The organism is Flavobacterium kingsejongi (genome assembly GCF_003076475.1).
In the GTDB taxonomy this organism is placed as follows: Bacteria; Bacteroidota; Bacteroidia; order Flavobacteriales; family Flavobacteriaceae; genus Flavobacterium; species Flavobacterium kingsejongi.
The window spans coordinates 3,860,887-3,880,192 of record NZ_CP020919.1; the positions used below are offsets into that span (position 1 = coordinate 3,860,887).

The window sequence follows — 19,306 nt, forward strand, 5'->3', positions numbered from 1 at the left end:
CATGGACAATCACGATAAATTAGACAAACAATTTCAGAAAGCCGCTGGTATTTCTGAAGAAAACAAAGACTTCCCCGCATTGGATAAAGTCTGGGCACGGGTAGAAGAAAAGCTGGATCAGAAAGAAGACAAAAAAGTGATCGCACTCTGGAAGAAAATCGGGGTAGCTGCTTCGCTATTGTTATTCTTTTCTTTGGGCTATCAATTCCTGAAACCTGAGCCACACCCTATTGTACCCGAAAACAGTATTGTCTTGGAAAACGATTTACCTGCTGAGAAAGCAGTTCCGGAAACAACTCCTGCTGCAAGCATTCCTAAAACCAAAATCCTGCCACAACCGGAAGTAGAAAAAATCATTAAAAAGCAACTCCAAAAAGAAGTTGTTGTAATGGCAGAAGAAACCAAGCCACAAAAAGAAGCAACCTATACCAATTATGCTCCGGTCATGCTGGAAAAAGCAACTGCAGTTGTTGAAGAAAACACTACCGCAGCCCCAGCTTTAGCCAAAAAAGCGGCCGCACCGTCCACTCTTATGAGCCGCAGTACCGTGACACAGGACGTAATCGTAAAGGAAATAAGTACCAACGAAATAACGGGAATTCAAACGATAAAAGGAACCGTTACCGAAGGAGGACTTCCACTCCCAGGTGTTTCTATAGCGGTAGTACAGGCCAACCGCGGAACGCAGACTGATGTTGATGGTAATTTCACGCTACAGGTGCAAGTTGGAGAACGTATGCAATTTAGTTATCCAGGAATGAAAACGACAATGCTAACTGTAGGAGAAAATAAAGAAATGGACGTTGCACTGCAGGCTGATGATCAAAACTTACAGGAAGTAGTAGTCATGGGCTATCAGAAGGCCAATCGCAAAACCCGTAAATTAGCAAAAGCCAGAATGGAAGCGATGGCTACCCCAAAAAGGAGTAATAGGGCTAAACAAGTTAAAAGCGACGGTACACCTACCATCATTACAGCTTTAGCAGGAAAGATCACAGGGCTTACTGTTACAGCAGACACAGTGCAATCTGGTAGCACCGTGCTTCGTGCAGCAGGCAGCCAAAGCCAAAATCAACCGTTGTACATTATTGACGGAGTGATCATTAATCGCCGTAATCTAAAAAAAATGAATCCGGAAGTCATTGAAACGATAACCATCGTAAAGAGCAGCGAAGCAGAAGCACACTATGGTACTACTGGCAAAAATGGCGCTATTATCCTAACCTCCAAAAATGCAGTGTTCCGAAACATGACCAACAGGGAAATCCGAAGAAAACTCCGTCAGTTGAAAAAAGAATCTCCTGTATCCCCGCTATCTGCAGTGGAAAATTCAGAAGAAGAATATGATTCCTTTGTTGAAAATGCATTCGAAAACCCACAGAACAATCCACTTTCCACATTTTCGATTGATGTTGACAATGCTTCCTATACCAATATCAGGCGGTTCATCAACAATGGGCAACCGGTACCAAAAGATGCCGTTCGGGTAGAGGAAATGATCAACTTTTTCAAATACAATTACCCGCAGCCCACAGGTATTCATCCTTTTTCCATCACTACTGAATATAGTGTTGCCCCCTGGAATATACAACATCAGATTGTACGGATCGGGCTGCAAGGGAAAATCATTCCAACAAATGAATTACCTGCTTCCAACTTTGTATTCCTGATTGATGTTTCCGGTTCCATGGAAGATGAAAATAAGCTTCCGCTCCTGAAAGCGTCCATGAAAGTACTGGTAGATCAGTTGCGGAAAGAAGATACCGTAGCAATAATCGTTTATGCGGGAGCAGCCGGGATGGTGTTGCCTCCCACTTCCGGAGCAGCCAAGCAAACCATTATTGCAGCGCTGGACGATCTGAATGCCGGTGGCAGCACTGCTGGTGGTGCAGGAATTGAGTTAGCCTATAAAACCGCAGCCGAACATTTCATCAAAAACGGAAATAACAGGGTCATTTTAGCTACGGATGGGGATTTTAACGTAGGAAGTTCTTCCGATAAAGCCATGCAATCCCTCATTGAAGAAAAAAGAAAAAGCGGTGTTTTCCTGACCTGCCTGGGATTTGGAATGGGCAATTACAAAGACCGTAAGATGGAACTGTTATCGAATAAAGGTAATGGCAACTATGCCTATATCGACAACATGCAGGAAGCCAATCGGTTTTTGGGTAAGGAATTCAAAGGATCCATGTTTGCTATCGCGAAAGATGTAAAAATCCAGATCGAATTCAATCCGAAACATGTGCAATCATACCGACTGATTGGATATGAAAACCGTAAACTCCGCAATGAAGACTTTACCGATGATGCCATCGATGCCGGCGAATTAGGAAGCGGGCATACCGTGACAGCACTATATGAAATTATCCCGGCAGGCAGTAACAGCCCATTTGGCACCAGTGCAATACCTTTGAAATATACGGATACCAAAGCAACAGCGCCCCATACTGACGAGCTGGCTACCATAAAATTCCGGTATAAAAAACCGGATGGGAATAAAAGTACCGAGATCGTTCAAACTATCAAAAACCAATCGGTGCCCCTGCAGGACGCTTCCGAAGATTTCAGGTTCAGTACCGCCGTGGCCTGGTTTGGGTTAAAACTCCGGGATTCCGAATATGTGCCCAATAAAAACCAACAGGATATAGTAGCACTGGCCCGAAAAGCAAAATCCCATGATCCCGATGGCTATAAAGCCGAATTTATACGATTAGTTGAAACTATAGAATAATTTAAAAACACAGCATCATGAAAACAATCATCGCAATAGCCCTAACAACCATCAGCTTTACAGCTTTTAGCCAGGAAAAAAACTTTATTGACAAGCCCTATATTGAAGTACAGGGAAAAGCCGATACACTGGTCGTTCCGGATAAAATCTACATCAGTGTATCGCTACTTGAAAAAGATACCAAAGGCAAAAAATCAGTTGAAAGCCTCGAAAAGGATATGATTGGTAAAATGAAGCAAATCGGTATTGACACCGATAAAAATATAACGATTGAAGACATGTCCAGCAATTTCAAAAAATACATCCTGAAAGCAACTGACATCCAAAAGTCGAAATCCTATTCGATACTGGTGAATAGCGGAAAGATGGCTTCAAAAGTGTTTATTGCATTGGAGGAAATTGGTATTTCAAATGCTACTATTGAAAAGGCAGAATATTCCGGGTATAAAAAAATGCAATTGCTATTAAACAGTAAAGCGATGATCAATGCCAAAGAGAATGCAGCAAGTTATGCCAAACCTGGAAACCAGAAAGTAGGAAATGCGCTTTTTATCAGCAATCTGCAAACAGCAGGAAACGATACTTATTCTAATCGTTTAACAATTCGGGCTATGGCTGACAGTACTGATTACGAAAGCAGCCTTGACTTTGAAAAAATCAATATCGAAAGTGAAGTAATGGTACGGTTTGCACTGGAATAAATAAGTAAAGGGTCTGTTGCAAGCAACAGACCCTTTATAAATAGTCCTTGATGGTGCTTCAACACCTGTATAAGATTGGCGCACACCTATAGAAATTCAACACACCCCTATAGAAGATCAATACACGCCTACAGAAATTCAATACACCCCTATAGAAGATCAATACACGCCTATAGAAATTCAACACACCCCTATAGAAGATCAATACAAGCCTATAGAAATTCAATACACGCCTATAGAAATTCAACACACCCCTATAGAAGATCAATACACGCCTATAGAAATTCAATACACGCCTACAGAAATTCAAAACACACCTATAGAAGCTTAATACACGCCTATAGAAATTCAATACACACCTATAGAAGATCAAAACACACCTATAGAAATTCAATACACACCTATAGAAGGTCAATACACGCCTATAGAAATCAATACACACCTGTAGAAATACATCCCCGATTACACGAAAGGCAATTCTTCAGGCTATCGATTATTTGCGCTCGATTTCCCGTAGGTTATCCATTTTCTTGTGCTCCAGGAAGCCTTTAATATCTTCAAAATGTTCTTTCACTCTTTTATTTCCAAATTCAAAAACCTTAGTAGCTAATCCGTCCAGGAAATCACGATCATGTGATACGAGGATTAATGTCCCGTCAAAATCCCGCAAGGCATCTTTAATGATATCCTTAGTCTTCATATCAAGGTGATTCGAAGGCTCATCGAGAATCAGGAGGTTAACCGGTTCCAACAATAATTTTATCATAGCCAGACGTGTTTTTTCACCTCCGGAAAGTACTTTTACTTTTTTGGTCACATCATCACCCTGAAACATAAATGCGCCCAACAGGTCTTTGATTTTAGTACGGACATCCCCTACTGCAATATTATCAATGGTTTCAAAAATAGTGGCATTTTCATCCAATAACGAAGCTTGGTTTTGTGCGAAGTAACCGATCTGTGCATTATGCCCGATTTCTACAGTCCCACCTTCCGGGCTAATTTCTTTCATAATGGCTTTGATCATCGTGGATTTCCCTTCTCCATTTTTACCGACAAAAGCGATTTTGTCCCCACGTTCAATCACAATATTAGCGTCTTTGAACACTACATGATCGCCATAGGCTTTCGAAAGTTCTTTTACGATCACAGGATATTGCCCGGAGCGTACCGATGCTGGGAATTTTAATTTTAAAGCGGAATTATCAACTTCATCAATCTCTACGATGGTTAGCTTTTCCAGCATTTTTACGCGCGACTGTACCTGTAGTGTCTTGGAATAGGTTCCTTTGAAACGGTCAATGAACTCCATATTATCAGCGATCATACGCTGTTGTTCGTCATATGCTTTCTGTTGGTGTACCCTTCTATCCTTTCTTAGTTCCAGATAATGAGAATATTTAGCTTTATAATCATAGATCCTTCCCATTGTAACTTCAATCGTACGGTTGGTAATGTTATCTACAAAAGCCCGGTCATGTGAAATCACCACAACCGCTTTGGCACTATTAATCAAAAAATCTTCCAGCCACTGTATGGATTCGATATCCATGTGGTTGGTCGGCTCATCCAGCAATATCAGGTCGGGTTTCTGTAAAAGTATTTTTGCCAGCTCAATACGCATTCTCCATCCCCCTGAAAATTCAGAAGTCTGTCGGGTAAAGTCCTCCCGCATAAAGCCAAGCCCCAATAATATCTTTTCTACCTCTGCTTCATAGTTTACTTCTTCAATAGCATAAAATTTCTCACTCAGATCAGAGACCTGCTCAATCAATTTCATGTACTCATCGGATTCATAATCAGTACGCACGGTAAGCTGTTCGTTGATGACATCAATTTCCGACTTCATTTTGAAGATCACAGAAAAAGCTTTGGAGGCTTCTTCAAAAACAGTCGCACCATCTGCAGTTAGTAAATGTTGCGGCAAATAAGCAATTACAGCATCTTTAGGCGCTGAAACACCTCCGGAAGAAGGTTTGGCTTCTCCGGCAATAATTTTTAAAAGCGTTGATTTTCCCGCTCCATTTTTCCCCATCAGGGCGATTTTATCATTTTCATTTATGGAAAAAGAAACATCACTGAAAAGGCTTGTTCCACCAAATTGGACTGAAATTGCGTCTATTGAAATCATTTTATTGGACTGTTGGATTTAGATTGCCCGTAAATAGGCAACCGCTGATTTTTTGAAGCTGCAAAGATAGGATAATGTGGGAATTAGGCAATATGCTATTGGAATGTTCGGAAAGCGTTTAGTGTAGTGCTACTTTCCATTTTCCTCAAAATAAAAAAAGATACCAGAACCCGAATTATACTGGTGCTGTGTATCTTTTATATGCTATACGCATTGAAAAATGCTATTGCGCACTTTACCGCAAAAAATCAGTTGCTTTTATTTCATACCAGACTGCTGATAGCCCATCCAGTTCAAATGAGTGCAGTAGACGCAGTCCTGATTTCTCGAGAATTTTCCTGGAACCTGCATTATCAGCATCGGCATACGCATTGATTACTGGCAGCTTCAGCACGTTAAAACCGTAGTCCAGGAAAGCAGTTGCCACTTCGCTGCCATAACCCTTGCCCCAGTACGCTTCTATGAAACGGTAGCCAATGTCATAATACGGCTGCCCATCAACAGGGTGTTTTTCGAGTTTTAATCCTGCCCAGCCTATAAAGGCTCCGGTGCTTTTAAGGATTACTGCCCAACGCCCTATTCCTGTTTCCTTGTATTGCTGGTGGAGTATCGCTATATAAGCACGGCTTTCTTCGATGTTTTTTACCGGATTATTTCCAAGGAAGCGGTGTACCTTGGGATTTGAATCCAGTTCAAACATGCCTGCATCATCTGTAGTACGCATTTCACGTAAAAGAAGCCGTTCGGTCTCAAATGATTTTTCCATACTTTAGATGCTCATCCTGAAATCCTCAATAATTGGATTCGCTCTGGAGAAATCTGTTTCCTGGATAAAAACCTCTACTGCAGGCGATAAATTTTCCAAACTTGGTAATACATTTGCCTGATTATTATTTTTCAAAACAGTTGTAATTCCTGCTTCTTCAATTTTAGACTGTAATGACAATGCTAAAATTTCGCTTCCTGAAAATACTTTCATCAATCCCATACTTGTAATTTTTAAGGTTATTATTCTGTTGCTTCCTGCTCTCCTTCTTCCTCATCTTCTTCGATTTCAAAAAAGAAAGGCTCAATCATTATTTTATCCGCCAGTATTTCAATACGTTCTGTAGTATGCTCTGAAAAAAACAATCGCTGGGTTTTTCCCATAGCTTCAGAGATGCGTGCTATTTTGGTATCAAAACGCAATCGCAGCAGGATATCTGTATCTTCAATAATGAACATTTTGATCTGGTTCACATCATAGCCTGCAGATGACATCATGTCACTCAGTCGGTTGGGTGTCCCAATCAGCACATCGATACCCATGGAAATTTGATTTTTATCAAAATCTACATCTCCCTTTTCATGTACACCGTACACTCTTAAATCGGTATAGTTTCCTAAGGTTTCGAACAGGTCTTTCATTTCCTGCACTTTTTCCTTTGTTTCCACCATAATCAGGGCTCTTGGAGATTCTTCAAATTCCTTCTCCAAACGCTGGATTACATTGAGGACAATAGTCGTCGTCTTACCCGATTTGGGCGGTGCAATCACAATAGCATCTGCCCCGCTTTTTATCGCAGCAAAAGTTTCTTTTTGCAATGCATTGGCTTCTGTCAGTCCGTTCTCAATCAAAGCCTCTTGCAGCTTCTCGTTTATTTTTTTTAATTTCATTTTGTTTATGCTGTAGGGGTTCTGATGCTTTTATGGTCATTCCGGTTACTTGCCCTTTCATCACCATTGAAGTCTCCCCAATTTATTTTATTTACTTGCGAATAATTTTACATCGGTTTCCGAAATTTCACTTCCGCCCAAAATAATAAGGCGTTCCACTACATTTCGTAATTCCCGGATGTTTCCTGTCCAATCGTATTTCTTCAGCAGCGTTATTGCGTCTTCTGAAAAACGTTTGGGTGCATTGCCTTGTTCCAAGGCTATTTTTTCTGTGAAATGATTGATCAATAACGGAATATCATCCCGCCGATCATTCAAAGAAGGTACTTTTACCAATATTACAGCCAGCCTGTGGTATAAATCCTCCCGGAAACGCCCTTCGGCAATCTCGAGTTTCAGGTCTTTATTGGTTGCTGCAATAACGCGTACATTTACTTTAATGTCTTTTTCGGCTCCGACCCTTGTGATCATATTTTCCTGAAGTGCCCGCAATACCTTCGCCTGTGCAGACAAACTCATATCACCGATTTCATCCAGGAAAATTGTGCCTTTATCGGCAGATTCGAACTTACCGGCCCTGTCTTTTACTGCAGAGGTAAAAGCACCTTTAACGTGTCCAAAAAGCTCACTCTCGATAAGCTCTGATGGAATTGCGGCACAGTTTACTTCTATAAAAGGGGCATTGGCCCGTTCACTTTTTTCATGAAGCCAATGGGCGACAAGCTCTTTCCCGGTTCCGTTAGGCCCAGTAATCAATACCCTTGCTTCGGTAGGCGCTACTTTTTCAATAATATCCTTGATCAAATTAATCGGCTCGCTTTCGCCAATCATTTCATAATTCTTACTGACTTTTTTCTTCAGCAATTTATTTTCAATGATTAGTTCTTTACGGTCCAGTGCATTTCTTACGGTATTCAGCAGTCGGTTCAGGTCCGGTGGTTTTGAGATGTAATCAAAAGCCCCCAAACGCATTGTATTAATGGCCGTTTCCAAATCACCATGTCCGGAGATCATGACCATTGGAATTTCGGGTTTTATTTTCCGTACTGCTTCCAGCACTTCTACACCATCCATTTTGGGCATTTTAATATCACAGAGTACCAGGTCATAGTCTTCATTTTTGATCTTTTCCAGTCCTATCTGCCCATCTTCGGCTTCGTCTACCTGATAGGTTTCATTTTCTTCTGACAGGATCTTCCCTAAAACTCGGCGTATGCTGGCTTCGTCCTCTATAATTAATATTTTTGGCATAAAATTTTAGTTTAATGGTTTTAAAGATAGGCAGAGTTGTACCGAAATACTAAAAATTCACAAAGGTTTAATATCCTGAAATGCTACACTATCGCGCTATGGTAAATTAATACTTCAGCCATTTGAAAATCTCCTTATAGGTCGGTTTCTTTCCATACATTAAGATTCCTACACGGTATATTTTGGCAGCAAACCATACAATTAAAAAGAAAGTTCCAAACAGCAGCACTACGGAAATCAACAGTTGCCACCACGGCACCCCAAATGGGATACGCATGATCATTACAATCGGTGAGGTCAATGGAATCATGGAAAACACGGTTGCCACGGTACCATGCGGATTGTCTATTACGGTAAAGAAACCGATATACACACCCAGCATTAATGGCATGATGATTGGCAGGAGAAATTGTTGGGAATCGGTTTCACTGTCTACTGCAGCCCCTATAGCAGCATACAATGAGCTGTACAGGTAATACCCTCCAATAAAAAAGACCAGGAAACCAAAGAAAATGCTAAACAGCGGTAATTTCAGGAATTCCTGCAGATAGACCTGCGCATCGGCAGCAATACCATGGGCCATTTCCGGCGGTATGGAAGAAGCCTGTCCCGGTTGGACATTAAGGAATAGAGAAAGCCCAAACAGCAATCCTCCACCTAAGATAACCCAGATTAAAAACTGCAATATCCCGGCCATTGATGTGCCTATAATCTTCCCCATCATCAACTGATACGGTTTTACCGACGAAATAATAATTTCAATAATACGATTTGTTTTTTCTTCAATAACACTGCGCATTACCATATTGCCATAGATGATAATGAACATCATAATCAGGTATCCCAAAAAGCCCCCAATAGCAATTTTCATGATATTGACTCCTTTGAAACTTTTTTCGCCGTTGATGTTCTGCAGGCTAATACTGGATTTTGCCTGGTTTTTATCCACCAGCTCATAGCTGATATTGGTATTCTCAAAATTGATTTTGGTCAGCTTATTATCGATCACATCTTCCAGGTCACCAATAAAATTCAAGCTTGGATCATCGTTGGAGATGTACTGGATTTGCTTTTCCAGTACTTTTGTATCGCTTGATTTTGGGATGTACAGCAATCCTTCATAACTTTCTTTTGCCACAGAATCTTTGGCAGTCGCTAATGGCAACATGGACAGGTCATGGTAGGCAATGCTTTCGGAATTTTTAAATTCGTTCTTGAACAATCCCGATTCATCGTAAATCCCGACATTTTTCAATTCGTTTTTATTCATGCTCGCCAAATAGCCTATCAATAATGACATAGCGACTAAAAGCAGCGGGCTCAGGAATGTCATCACAATAAAAGATTTATTGCGGACTTTAGAGATAAATTCTCTTTTTATAATTAACGTTAGGATACTCATTATTTGCGGCTTACAGTTTGGATAAAAATATCATTTACGCTTGGTATTTTCTCTACAAAATGGGTAACCTGCCCCATTTGTGTCAATATTGAAAGTAATTCATTGGGAGTGGAATTACCAATCTGCACTTCCAGCTTGAGATCATCATTCAGGGTTTTAAAATTGGTCTGCCCTACCGTAAATTTTTGCGTCAGCTGGTACATCAGCCCTTCCACATTGCTGGTCATAATCCCAACTTCGAAACTGTTGCTGCGGTATTCACGCTTCACATCGTTCAGTTTTCCTTCAATCAGTTTATTCGATTTGTGGATCAATGCGATATCATCACATAATTCTTCCACACTTTCCATCCGGTGGGTTGAAAAAATAATAGTCGCTCCCTGTTTTTTAAGTTCCAGGATTTCATCTTTTATAATGTTAGCATTCACGGGATCAAATCCACTAAAAGGCTCATCAAAAATCAGCAGTTTCGGTTTGTGCAATACAGTCACGACGAACTGGATTTTTTGTGCCATCCCTTTCGACAATTCCTGTATTTTTTTATTCCACCAGCCGGTAATTTCCAACCTGTCGAACCAATAATCGAGTTGCTTCTTGGCTTCTGCTTTTGTTAGTCCTTTCATTTGTGCCAGGTAAAGGCATTGTTCCCCGACTTTCATCGTTTTATACAATCCGCGTTCTTCGGGCATATAGCCTATATTCTGTACGTGTTTGGGTTGGAGTTTTTCACCATCCAGAATCACTTCGCCGCTATCCGGCATTGTAATTTGGTTGATGATGCGTATTAGAGAGGTCTTACCTGCACCATTAGGCCCTAAAAGCCCATAAATGCTACCTTTAGGAACTGTCAACGAAACATTATTAAGAGCAGTATAATTGCCATATTGCTTCACCACATTCCTGACTTCAAGTATGTTGTTCATTCTGTTACTGATTTTGGTAAAAGTAAAAATTATATAGGAGATTTCAGATCAGAAAACAGAATAATATTGCAAATCACAGCAGTTTTTGTACGCTCTAAAAGTTTGTCCATTTTTACCGGACGTAATTGCCTTGTAAAATTTTGTTTTAAGAAAATTACGGCTTTAAAAAAAGATTAGCAGGGAGATAAAAGCCTGAAAATCCTGACAAGTCAAATCCAAAAAAAAAACCCATCCATTTGTTGCCAAAAGGATGGGAAAAATTGCTATGAAAAAGAAAACCACTACTTACATAGTGATTTTCAAATGTATAATTTTTTTAAAGATTATGAAAACATATCTTTAACTTTTTCAAAAAAAGATTTATCGGTCTTTTCCGGATGCGGAAGGAAGTTATCATCGGTCAGTGCATTTTCAAAAAACTGTCGTTGCTCCTTGTTTAGTGTTTTTGGTGTCCACACATTAATATGTACCAACAAATCACCACTACCATATCCATTGATATTCGGGATTCCTTTTGATTTTAGTCGTAGTATTTTACCGGACTGGATACCTTCTTCCAGCTTGATTCGAACTTTACCATTGACGGCATCAATATCTTTAGCTGTTCCGAGTGCAGCTTCAGCAAAACTGATATATAAATCCAGGTGCAGGTTTTCACCTTCTCTTTTCAGGAATTCATGTTCCACCTCTTCAATAACTACAATTAAATCTCCGGACAGGCTGTTGGATCCAGGGGCGTCATTTCCTTTTCCGGAAACTTTCAACTGCATCCCATCTACTACTCCTGCTGGAATTTTGATTGGAACAGTCTCATCATGTGTTGTCATTCCCTGAGCATCTGCATCCGCTGGTTTTTTATCCAAAATCTGGCCTGAACCACCACAGGTAGGACAAGTAGCTGCTGATTGCATTCTTCCCAATATCGTATTGGTAACACGCATCACCTGACCTTGCCCGTTACAGGTCGAACATGTTTTATAACTTACTCCGGCTGCCTGTATTTTTCTTTTAACTTTTACTTTTTTCTCTACTCCTTTCGCAATTTCTTCGAGTGTCATTTTGACTTTGATCCGAAGATTGCTTCCTTTTACCCTGCGTTGACCGCCGCCGCCGCCGAAACCACCACTAAATCCGCCGCCACCGCTAAATCCGCCAAAAATATCACCAAACTGGCTAAATATATCATCCATGTTCATGTGACCACCGCCGCCATAACCACCGCCATCAAAAGCCTGATGACCGTATTGGTCGTATTTCGCTTTTTTGTTAGGGTCGCTTAATATTTCATAAGCTTCGGCTGCCAGCTTAAATTTCTCTTCCGCTTCTTTATCGCCCGGGTTTTTATCCGGATGGTAGGCTATCGCTTTTTTTCGATATGCTTTTTTAATCTGTTCAGCAGAAGCACTTTTGTCAATGCCTAATATTTCGTAAAAATCTTTTTTCATTTCCTTATTATGATAAAACCAACAGCTCTTAAAAAAAGCTACCTGTTATAAACTTTATTTTCCGCTTTTAACTGCCTTACTGTCCGATTACAACTTTTGGAAAACGGATGATCTTGTCTCCCAATTTATAGCCTTTCTCCAAAACATCTACAATTTTTCCTTTCAGTTTTGGTGTAGGTGCCGGAATTTGGGTAATTGCTTCTGCGAAATCAGCATTAAAAGTATCTCCTGCTTTTATCTCCACTTCTTCCAGTCCTTTTGAAGCCAGGGTATCTTTCAATTTATTAAAAATCAATTCCACACCTTTCAACATCAGCTCATCTTCCGATTTTGAAATCTGAACCAAAGCACGGTCAAAATCATCCATCACCGGCAATAAAGCTTGTAATACTTCCTGATTGGCTGTTTTAAAAAGCTCAATACGTTCTTTTGAAGTTCTTTTTTTATAATTTTCAAATTCTGCAAAAAGACGAATATGCTTATCTTTTTCTGCTGCCAACTGTTCCTGCAACTGCTCTTCCACACTTAAAGTTTCAGCAGCAGGAATTTCCGCTTCTGTTACTGGTGTTTCGTTACTGTTGTTTTCTAATGGTGCAGCGTTTAATTCCTGCTCTTGTGAGGTATCTTCAGTATTCATTTTGCTTGTATTATTAAATATATTTTTAAACTTCATATTAATTTATTTTCTGTGAAAGCAAAAGGTTTGCCATTTATCCTAAAATGTCAAATTGTCATTTTTAGTGCCATTCATTGTTTACTCCATCCTACTACCGGATTACAGCTGTTTGCAGGCCTTCCGAATAATGTCAATTTTTCCCTGCTTTATGATTCAAAAAGGACCTAATTTGATTATTTTTAATAAATATTTAACATGTTTATCCATTTCTTTTGATAGATTTGTTGAAATTAAATGTTTTTAAACCCATGAAGAAAGTAATTTTAAGCCTTGCAATTCTGTCATCTTTGGCCCTGACAAGCTGTAAAAAAGAGGCTAATGCCCCTGAAGCGCAAACTACTGAAGCTGCAGATGCAAAAGCAAGCAGTGAAGCTGCTGCTGAATACAAAGTTGATGCTGCAAAATCAGTTATTGACTGGACAGGAACAAAACCTACAGGAAAACATACTGGCACAATACACTTGAAAAGCGGAGAAATTTTCGCTAATAACGGTGCTGTTGAATCAGGAAAGTTCACCATTGACATGAACTCTATTGCGGTGACTGACCTTACTGAAAAAGATGGAAAAGCCGATCTTGAAGGCCACCTTAAAGGAAGTGCAAAAGAAAAAGAAGATCATTTTTTTAACGTTGCCAAATACCCGGAAGCTGTTTTTGAAATCACTAAAGTTGGTGCAGCCGTTCAGGGGAAATCAATCATTGAAGGAAACCTGACAATGAAAGGCATCACCAAAAACATTAAATTCCCTGCGATGGTTTCCATCGATAACACCCATATTGCTTTAGTAAGTGATACCTTTACTATTAACAGAACAGAGTGGGGCGTGAATTATGCTTCTAAATCTGTATTTGGCGATTTGGGTGACAAATTTGTAAATGACGAAATTGAACTTAAAATATCTGTTGAAGCTGCTAAATAATTATTAATTCACCTTATATTATTAGCTAAAAAAAGCTCCATTTTCTAAATGGAGCTTTTTTATTTTGTGTTTCAAGTACTCTATTTCATCGCCTTTTCAGGCTTCTTAACGTCTTGATGTAATAATTTGCTTTATCCTTACAATACAACCTGCCTCTTCTAAACTGCAGCTATTTCCAACCAGCATATCAGGCATATAGAAAAAACCATGAACATTTCTATAGCAGGTCTTTTAGGGCAGCCTCAATTGTCTTAAATTTAAAATCATATCCCGCCTCTATTGCTTTTGAAGCACTTACATTTTGACTTGTAAACAAGAGTATGTGCATTTCCCCCAGCATTAACTTCATCAAAAATTGCGGAATATTAGGCATAAATAAAGGCTTTTGCACCTGATTTGCTATTTTCACAGTGAGCTCTTCATTCGTTACAGGTTTAGGCGCAACAGCATTATACACCCCTTCCCATCTATTTTTGACTGCATAATAATACAAATGAACCAAATCATAAATATGAATCCAGGATTGGTATTGCTTTCCTGATCCGAATGGCGCTCCCAGGCCAAGCTGTATGGGTTTTAGCATTTCGGCCAATACGCCTGCTTTTTTTGAGAGCACAAGCCCTGTACGGATTTTGCACACCTGGATATTCAATAACCTGAATTTATCAACGGACTGTTCCCATTTTACCACCACAGTGCCTAAGAAGGAATCATCAACTGCCGTGGCATCTTCCGTATATACTGTTGTCAGGTCATCCTTGTAAATCCCTATCGCTGAAGCTGAAATCAACTGCCGGACCTGGTGTGGATTATTTTTTAGTACTTTATATAATAGATTCGAAGACAATATCCTACTCTCGATGATCTCCTGTTTATAAGCCCTCGTCCATCGTTTTGATATTGATGCACCCGCCAAATGAATGATCACATCGACATCCAACAGGCAGTTTTCATCAATTTTACCTTCCTGAGGATTCCAGTAAAAACCCTGGTATCTTGGCTCATCTGTTATTTTTTTCCTGGAAGTGGTAAGGTAATTTATACTGATACCGTTTTGCAATAGCAATGAAACTAATTCATTCCCTATCATACCGGTAGCGCCTGTGATTAAGATTTTCATATTGCAGTGTTTCTCTCAAATTTACAACCTCATTATTGGTTATAAAATAGCTTTAAGTAAGGTTTAACTAAGCATTTTAGTTAATTTATTGTTATCTCAACTCCCGAAAAACAGCATTATTGCTTTATTCGGACACTCCATTCAAAATCCATTTCGGAGACCTGTACTCCTTTTTCATCGGTACCAATGGATTTCATCCAGAACGTTTGTCCTTCTCCCGTTGCAATAGTATTCCGTATTGCTTCTTCTATCTTATACCCTTCATTGCAGCTGAATTTTATCCTTCCGGTAGCCTTTTTACTAAAGTTTCCTTTATTGTTGGCCACAAGCATGGATATTTTTTTGCCGCTTTTATGAATCTGTCGCATGACCAGCGCTCCGGTACTCAATTCAGCAGCCATAGCCTGAACCGCAAAATACATGGAATTGAAAGGGTTTTGATTGATCCAACGGTGCCTGACAGTCACCAAACAGGCAGTATCATTAATTTCTTTAACCCTCACGCCGCAGATAAAGGCTGAAGGCAATTTAAAAAACAGAAACTTATTGAGATTTTTAACTGTGAATTCCATAAGAAAGTATTTTTTCGTGAATATACAATTAATTTATAGCCCAAACAAAATTCCTTAGTACTAAGGTATGGTATTCGAAAAGCCATTGTTCACAGGGACTAAGCTCTAAATCAGCTTTCAATCAAATCTTAAATATGTTAAAATAATGTTAATTGAAGGTACTGTGCTTTGCATAATACCTTTTTTTAGCCATATATTTGCATAGGATAATATTATATACTTTTACAATCATGGAAGCATCAATCAAAATCGAAGAACAAAACATTGACAATCAGCTTACAGCAGCAAATAAAAATCTGGCTGCTTTATTACACCTGAGCACTTTTACACAATATTTTATTCCATTTGGGAATTATGTTATTCCAATTATACTTTGGAATATTGGAAAAAAAGAATCTTCTTTTGTTGATTTCCACGGTAAACAAACCTTGAACTTTCAATTGAGCATTTTCTTATATACTTTATTGCTGGCTATAATTGCGGTGCCGATTTTTTTCTTTACGCTGTTAAAAAACTTAGATTTCAATGCAGTAATCAATAATGAGCAAACATTTGAAATTACGGACTGGGATTTTTCAAATATCAGTGGACTTGTTTTAGTCGCTGCCACCTCCATTCTACTATTCATTTTCCTGAAACTTGCTGAATTCTTCCTTGTCATCTACGCCGCAGTAAAAGCCGCAAATGGAGAACAGTATACTTATCCTTTATCAATCAAATTTTTTAAATAATAGCAAACAACTACTCAATCATCACAGGTTTCAATCATCAATCAATCAATCAATCAATCAATCAATCATCATCAATCATCAATCAAAAAAACGAACAATTATGTTTAAACTCATTACCACATTAGCCGTGCTTCTGACAGGACTTCTTGCCAGCGCACAAAATACCGAAGTACGAAAATCCAATACCGCTACCCGCATTGAAGTACAAAACGGTATCGAAGTTATTTTTACACAACAGGATACTCCATCATTGATGGTCGAAACAGATAAACCCGAAAAATTAAGAAACGTAATTACAGAATTCAATGGAAAAACATTAAAAATATATTTAAAAGATAAAGAGGAATCTTTATCGACTGCCCAGCCGTATGCAAAATTGAAAGTATACGTAGGCCAAAAAGAAATTTCTTCTTTTAAAGCTATTGCAGGAGCTTCTATAAAATTTAAAAATGACTTAATTTTACCGGAAGTTTCTGTGACATTAGGATCAGGAGGATCATTCCAGGGCGATATCAAAGCAGTGAAGCGTTGTTCTATCACAACCACTTCTGGTAGCGCATACACTGGGAAGATCCATACATCGGAACTGAATGGCAGTTTTAAAAGTGGCTCAAGCATCAAAATACATGGTTATGCTGTTACTTCTAAAATCAATACGGCCTCCGGGGCAACCTTCCAATCGAATAAATTGGTAACGGATAATGCAACAATTAATGCGCAACAGAATTCTTCAGTGTCGATTAGTGTTACTACGTCACTGCATGCCAAAACAGACAATTCTTCATCGATACTCTATTTTGGTGACCCTAAAAAAATAGAAATGGACGAAAATTCATATGCTATTTATAAAAACTAAAGCTAACATTTTAATATAAAACTAATCATCAATCGCCAATCAAGAAATGAACCGTTTAATTAAAAAAACAAAACAGCCTTATGAACATTGAAAATACCAAAGCCCAAATGCGTAAAGGTGTTTTAGAGTTCTGTATCCTATCTGTACTGAAAGAAAAAGATGCCTATACTTCTGAAATCCTTGATACCTTAAAAAGCGCAAAATTGTTAGTTGTGGAAGGCACCGTATATCCTTTGCTGACACGACTCAAAAATGATGGCCTCCTGAATTACAGATGGGAAGAGTCGACATCGGGCCCGCCACGAAAATATTACGGGTTGACCGAATTAGGACAAACCTTTTTAAACGAATTGAATGGTACCTGGACCGAATTGTCTGATGCCGTAAACATAATAACCAGTCAAAAACATTAGTCATGAACAAAACAGTAAATATCAACTTAGGAGGAATTTTCTTTCACATAGATGAAGATGCCTATCAAAAATTAACTCGTTATTTTGATGCTATAAAACGCTCGCTGTCCAACTCCAATGGCCAGGAAGAGATAATGAATGATATTGAAATCCGTATTTCTGAACTATTAACTGAACGACTCGGTAGTGACAAACAAGTCGTGAGCAGCAAAAATGTTGACGAGGTAATCAGTATTATGGGACAACCGGAAGATTATCGCCTGGATGATGAAGCAGAGACCAATGGTACTACTTCTTCCTTTACAAAAACAGCAAAAAAACTATACCGCGATAAAGAGAAAGCCTTAGTTGGCGGTGTACTTTCTGGTTTAGGCCATTATTTTGGAATTGATAAAGTTTGGCTGCGCATCTTGTTCCTGGTGCTGGTATTTTTTTACGGAACAGGGATATTAGTATATATCGTGCTTTGGATTGTTATGCCGGAAGCGGTAACCACCTCTGAAAAACTCGAAATGACCGGAGAGCCAGTCAATATTTCCAACATTGAAAAAAAGGTGCGGGAAGAATTTGAAAATATTTCCGGAAAAATAAAAGGAGCCGATTACGATGCTTTAGGACGAAATGCTAAAACAGGTGCCGAAAGAGCGGTTTCAAACTTAGGTACTATTATCGTATCCATCTTTAAGGTTTTTGCCAAAGTCATTGGTGCATTTTTAGTAGTTATTGCAGCTTCCATGCTGGCCGGTCTTGTCATCAGCCTGTTTACCCTTGGATCAACTTCATTCCTGCACATGCCGTGGCTTGAAACTATAGAAACCATGAATTATAGCGGATTGCCTTTATGGTGTCTTCTACTATTGTTTTTCTTTGCTATTGGAATTCCATTTTTCTTCCTATTCATTTTGGGATTGAAATTACTAATCACCAATATGAAATCGCTGGGAAACATCGTGAAATATACCCTACTGGCGATATGGCTGATTACTGTTGGTTTATTAATTGCTTTCGGTATCCAACAAGCTGCAGAAATTGGTTCTGAGGGAAAAACAGTTGAGAAGAAAGAAATTAACATTACCCGTAAAGACACACTTTTTGTAAAATTCCGCTATAGTGATTTCTATGCTAAAAATTTTGATTACAATGAGGAGTTTATTTTCTCACAGGATTCTGCTGGAAAAAGTGTGATCTATTCCAACAATGTAGAATTGCATTTTATGAATACCGATGAGGCAAATCCTTACATTCAAATAGAAAAAACCGGTCATGGTAAATCTTTGGACGATGCTAAGAAAAGAGCGGACAATATTACCTACCACTATAGCATCAATGGCAATCGTTTAGTTTTGGATAACTTTCTGCTGACAGATATTAAGAACAAATACCGCAAGCAACAGGTAAAAATATTCTTATACCTTCCTACCGGAATGATCTTGGCACCTGATTCCTCTGTAGATCGCTACACCAGTACCCGTTATTCAAACCTGTATCTGAATGGCTATAATGAAAATGAAGATCCAACTCCAGTATACATGGTAAAAAAAGATCAATTAAAATGCCTGAATTGCCCGAATGAAGAAGAGCCGGAAGACTTATCTTCCTTTGAAGTACTAAATCCCGAAGAAACAGAACCAGAACCTATCGATACGGTCACTTCAAAATCAATCACGATCAGTGAAAATGGTGTTATCGTGAAAGACGGTAACAGGACAAAATCAAACAAACGAATTGATCGATTAGAAATCAGTAAAGACGGTGTTATTATTAAAACGAAATAAATC

18 protein-coding genes are annotated in these 19,306 nt (G+C 39.0%); 7 read left to right on the forward strand and 11 right to left on the reverse strand.

Features of this window, described 5'->3' with window-relative positions:
• The first annotated feature begins 1 nt into the window (after nucleotide 1).
• Nucleotides 2–2,731, forward strand: coding sequence for a YfbK domain-containing protein (locus FK004_RS17380; RefSeq protein ID WP_317046955.1), 2,730 nt, complete (start codon nucleotides 2–4; stop codon nucleotides 2,729–2,731).
• A 17-nt stretch (nucleotides 2,732–2,748) separates the two neighbouring features.
• Nucleotides 2,749–3,432 (forward strand): SIMPL domain-containing protein, encoded by a 684-nt coding sequence (locus tag FK004_RS17385; RefSeq protein ID WP_108738405.1) that lies wholly within the window; start codon nucleotides 2,749–2,751, stop codon nucleotides 3,430–3,432.
• Between the two features lie 493 nt (nucleotides 3,433–3,925).
• Here FK004_RS17385 and FK004_RS17390 read toward each other — a convergent pair whose 3' ends face one another.
• The 9 genes from FK004_RS17390 to FK004_RS17430 all read right to left on the reverse strand — a co-directional run bounded on the left by FK004_RS17390 (nucleotide 3,926) and on the right by FK004_RS17430 (nucleotide 12,913).
• Nucleotides 3,926–5,563, reverse strand: a complete 1,638-nt coding sequence (locus tag FK004_RS17390) for an ABC-F family ATP-binding cassette domain-containing protein (protein WP_108738406.1) — start codon at nucleotides 5,561–5,563, stop codon at nucleotides 3,926–3,928.
• Between the two features lie 235 nt (nucleotides 5,564–5,798).
• The gene (locus FK004_RS17395; protein WP_108738407.1) at nucleotides 5,799–6,329 is read right to left on the reverse strand and encodes a GNAT family N-acetyltransferase; all 531 of its coding nucleotides are present in this window, start codon (nucleotides 6,327–6,329) and stop codon (nucleotides 5,799–5,801) included.
• Between the two features lie 3 nt (nucleotides 6,330–6,332).
• Nucleotides 6,333–6,551, reverse strand: a complete 219-nt coding sequence (locus FK004_RS17400; RefSeq protein WP_108738408.1) for a putative signal transducing protein — start codon at nucleotides 6,549–6,551, stop codon at nucleotides 6,333–6,335.
• 20 nt (nucleotides 6,552–6,571) lie between these two features.
• Nucleotides 6,572–7,219 carry a DEAD/DEAH box helicase gene (locus tag FK004_RS17405; RefSeq protein WP_108738409.1) on the reverse strand — a complete coding sequence of 216 codons (648 nt, stop codon included), beginning with the start codon at nucleotides 7,217–7,219 and terminating at the stop codon, nucleotides 6,572–6,574.
• 87 nt (nucleotides 7,220–7,306) lie between these two features.
• Nucleotides 7,307–8,470 carry a sigma-54-dependent transcriptional regulator gene (locus tag FK004_RS17410; RefSeq protein ID WP_108738410.1) on the reverse strand — a complete coding sequence of 388 codons (1,164 nt, stop codon included), beginning with the start codon at nucleotides 8,468–8,470 and terminating at the stop codon, nucleotides 7,307–7,309.
• Between the two features lie 106 nt (nucleotides 8,471–8,576).
• A complete protein-coding gene (locus FK004_RS17415) occupies nucleotides 8,577–9,872 on the reverse strand; it encodes an ABC transporter permease (RefSeq protein WP_108738411.1) in 1,296 nt (431 codons plus the stop codon).
• Nucleotides 9,872–10,795 carry an ABC transporter ATP-binding protein gene (locus FK004_RS17420; RefSeq protein ID WP_108738412.1) on the reverse strand — a complete coding sequence of 308 codons (924 nt, stop codon included), beginning with the start codon at nucleotides 10,793–10,795 and terminating at the stop codon, nucleotides 9,872–9,874. Before FK004_RS17420 ends, FK004_RS17415 begins: the two co-directional genes overlap by 1 nt.
• Nucleotides 10,796–11,118: 323 nt before the next feature.
• Nucleotides 11,119–12,240, reverse strand: coding sequence for a molecular chaperone DnaJ (dnaJ, locus tag FK004_RS17425; protein WP_108738413.1), 1,122 nt, complete (start codon nucleotides 12,238–12,240; stop codon nucleotides 11,119–11,121).
• Between the two features lie 76 nt (nucleotides 12,241–12,316).
• The gene (locus tag FK004_RS17430) at nucleotides 12,317–12,913 is read right to left on the reverse strand and encodes a nucleotide exchange factor GrpE (RefSeq protein ID WP_108738414.1); all 597 of its coding nucleotides are present in this window, start codon (nucleotides 12,911–12,913) and stop codon (nucleotides 12,317–12,319) included.
• Between the two features lie 251 nt (nucleotides 12,914–13,164).
• Here FK004_RS17430 and FK004_RS17435 point away from each other — a divergent pair, with 251 nt between their 5' ends.
• Entirely contained in the window at nucleotides 13,165–13,836 is a 672-nt protein-coding gene (locus FK004_RS17435) for a YceI family protein (protein ID WP_108738415.1), read from the forward strand.
• Between the two features lie 217 nt (nucleotides 13,837–14,053).
• Here the strand turns inward: FK004_RS17435 and FK004_RS17440 are convergent, their stop codons facing one another.
• Nucleotides 14,054–14,956 carry a TIGR01777 family oxidoreductase gene (locus FK004_RS17440; protein ID WP_108738416.1) on the reverse strand — a complete coding sequence of 301 codons (903 nt, stop codon included), beginning with the start codon at nucleotides 14,954–14,956 and terminating at the stop codon, nucleotides 14,054–14,056.
• A gap of 116 nt (nucleotides 14,957–15,072) precedes the next feature.
• The gene (locus FK004_RS17445) at nucleotides 15,073–15,528 is read right to left on the reverse strand and encodes a DUF4442 domain-containing protein (protein WP_108738417.1); all 456 of its coding nucleotides are present in this window, start codon (nucleotides 15,526–15,528) and stop codon (nucleotides 15,073–15,075) included.
• A 230-nt stretch (nucleotides 15,529–15,758) separates the two neighbouring features.
• Here FK004_RS17445 and FK004_RS17450 point away from each other — a divergent pair, with 230 nt between their 5' ends.
• The 4 genes from FK004_RS17450 to FK004_RS17465 all read left to right on the forward strand — a co-directional run bounded on the left by FK004_RS17450 (nucleotide 15,759) and on the right by FK004_RS17465 (nucleotide 19,303).
• Nucleotides 15,759–16,259, forward strand: coding sequence for a DUF4870 domain-containing protein (locus FK004_RS17450; protein WP_108738418.1), 501 nt, complete (start codon nucleotides 15,759–15,761; stop codon nucleotides 16,257–16,259).
• A 100-nt stretch (nucleotides 16,260–16,359) separates the two neighbouring features.
• On the forward strand, nucleotides 16,360–17,115 hold the full coding sequence (locus FK004_RS17455) for a GIN domain-containing protein (RefSeq protein WP_157956146.1): 756 nt from the start codon (nucleotides 16,360–16,362) through the stop codon (nucleotides 17,113–17,115).
• An 80-nt stretch (nucleotides 17,116–17,195) separates the two neighbouring features.
• On the forward strand, nucleotides 17,196–17,528 hold the full coding sequence (locus tag FK004_RS17460; protein WP_108738420.1) for a PadR family transcriptional regulator: 333 nt from the start codon (nucleotides 17,196–17,198) through the stop codon (nucleotides 17,526–17,528).
• Nucleotides 17,529–17,530: 2 nt separating this feature from the next.
• Nucleotides 17,531–19,303: a PspC domain-containing protein gene (locus tag FK004_RS17465; RefSeq protein ID WP_108738421.1), complete on the forward strand. Its 1,773-nt coding sequence runs from the start codon at nucleotides 17,531–17,533 to the stop codon at nucleotides 19,301–19,303.
• The last annotated feature ends 3 nt before the right edge of the window (nucleotides 19,304–19,306 follow it).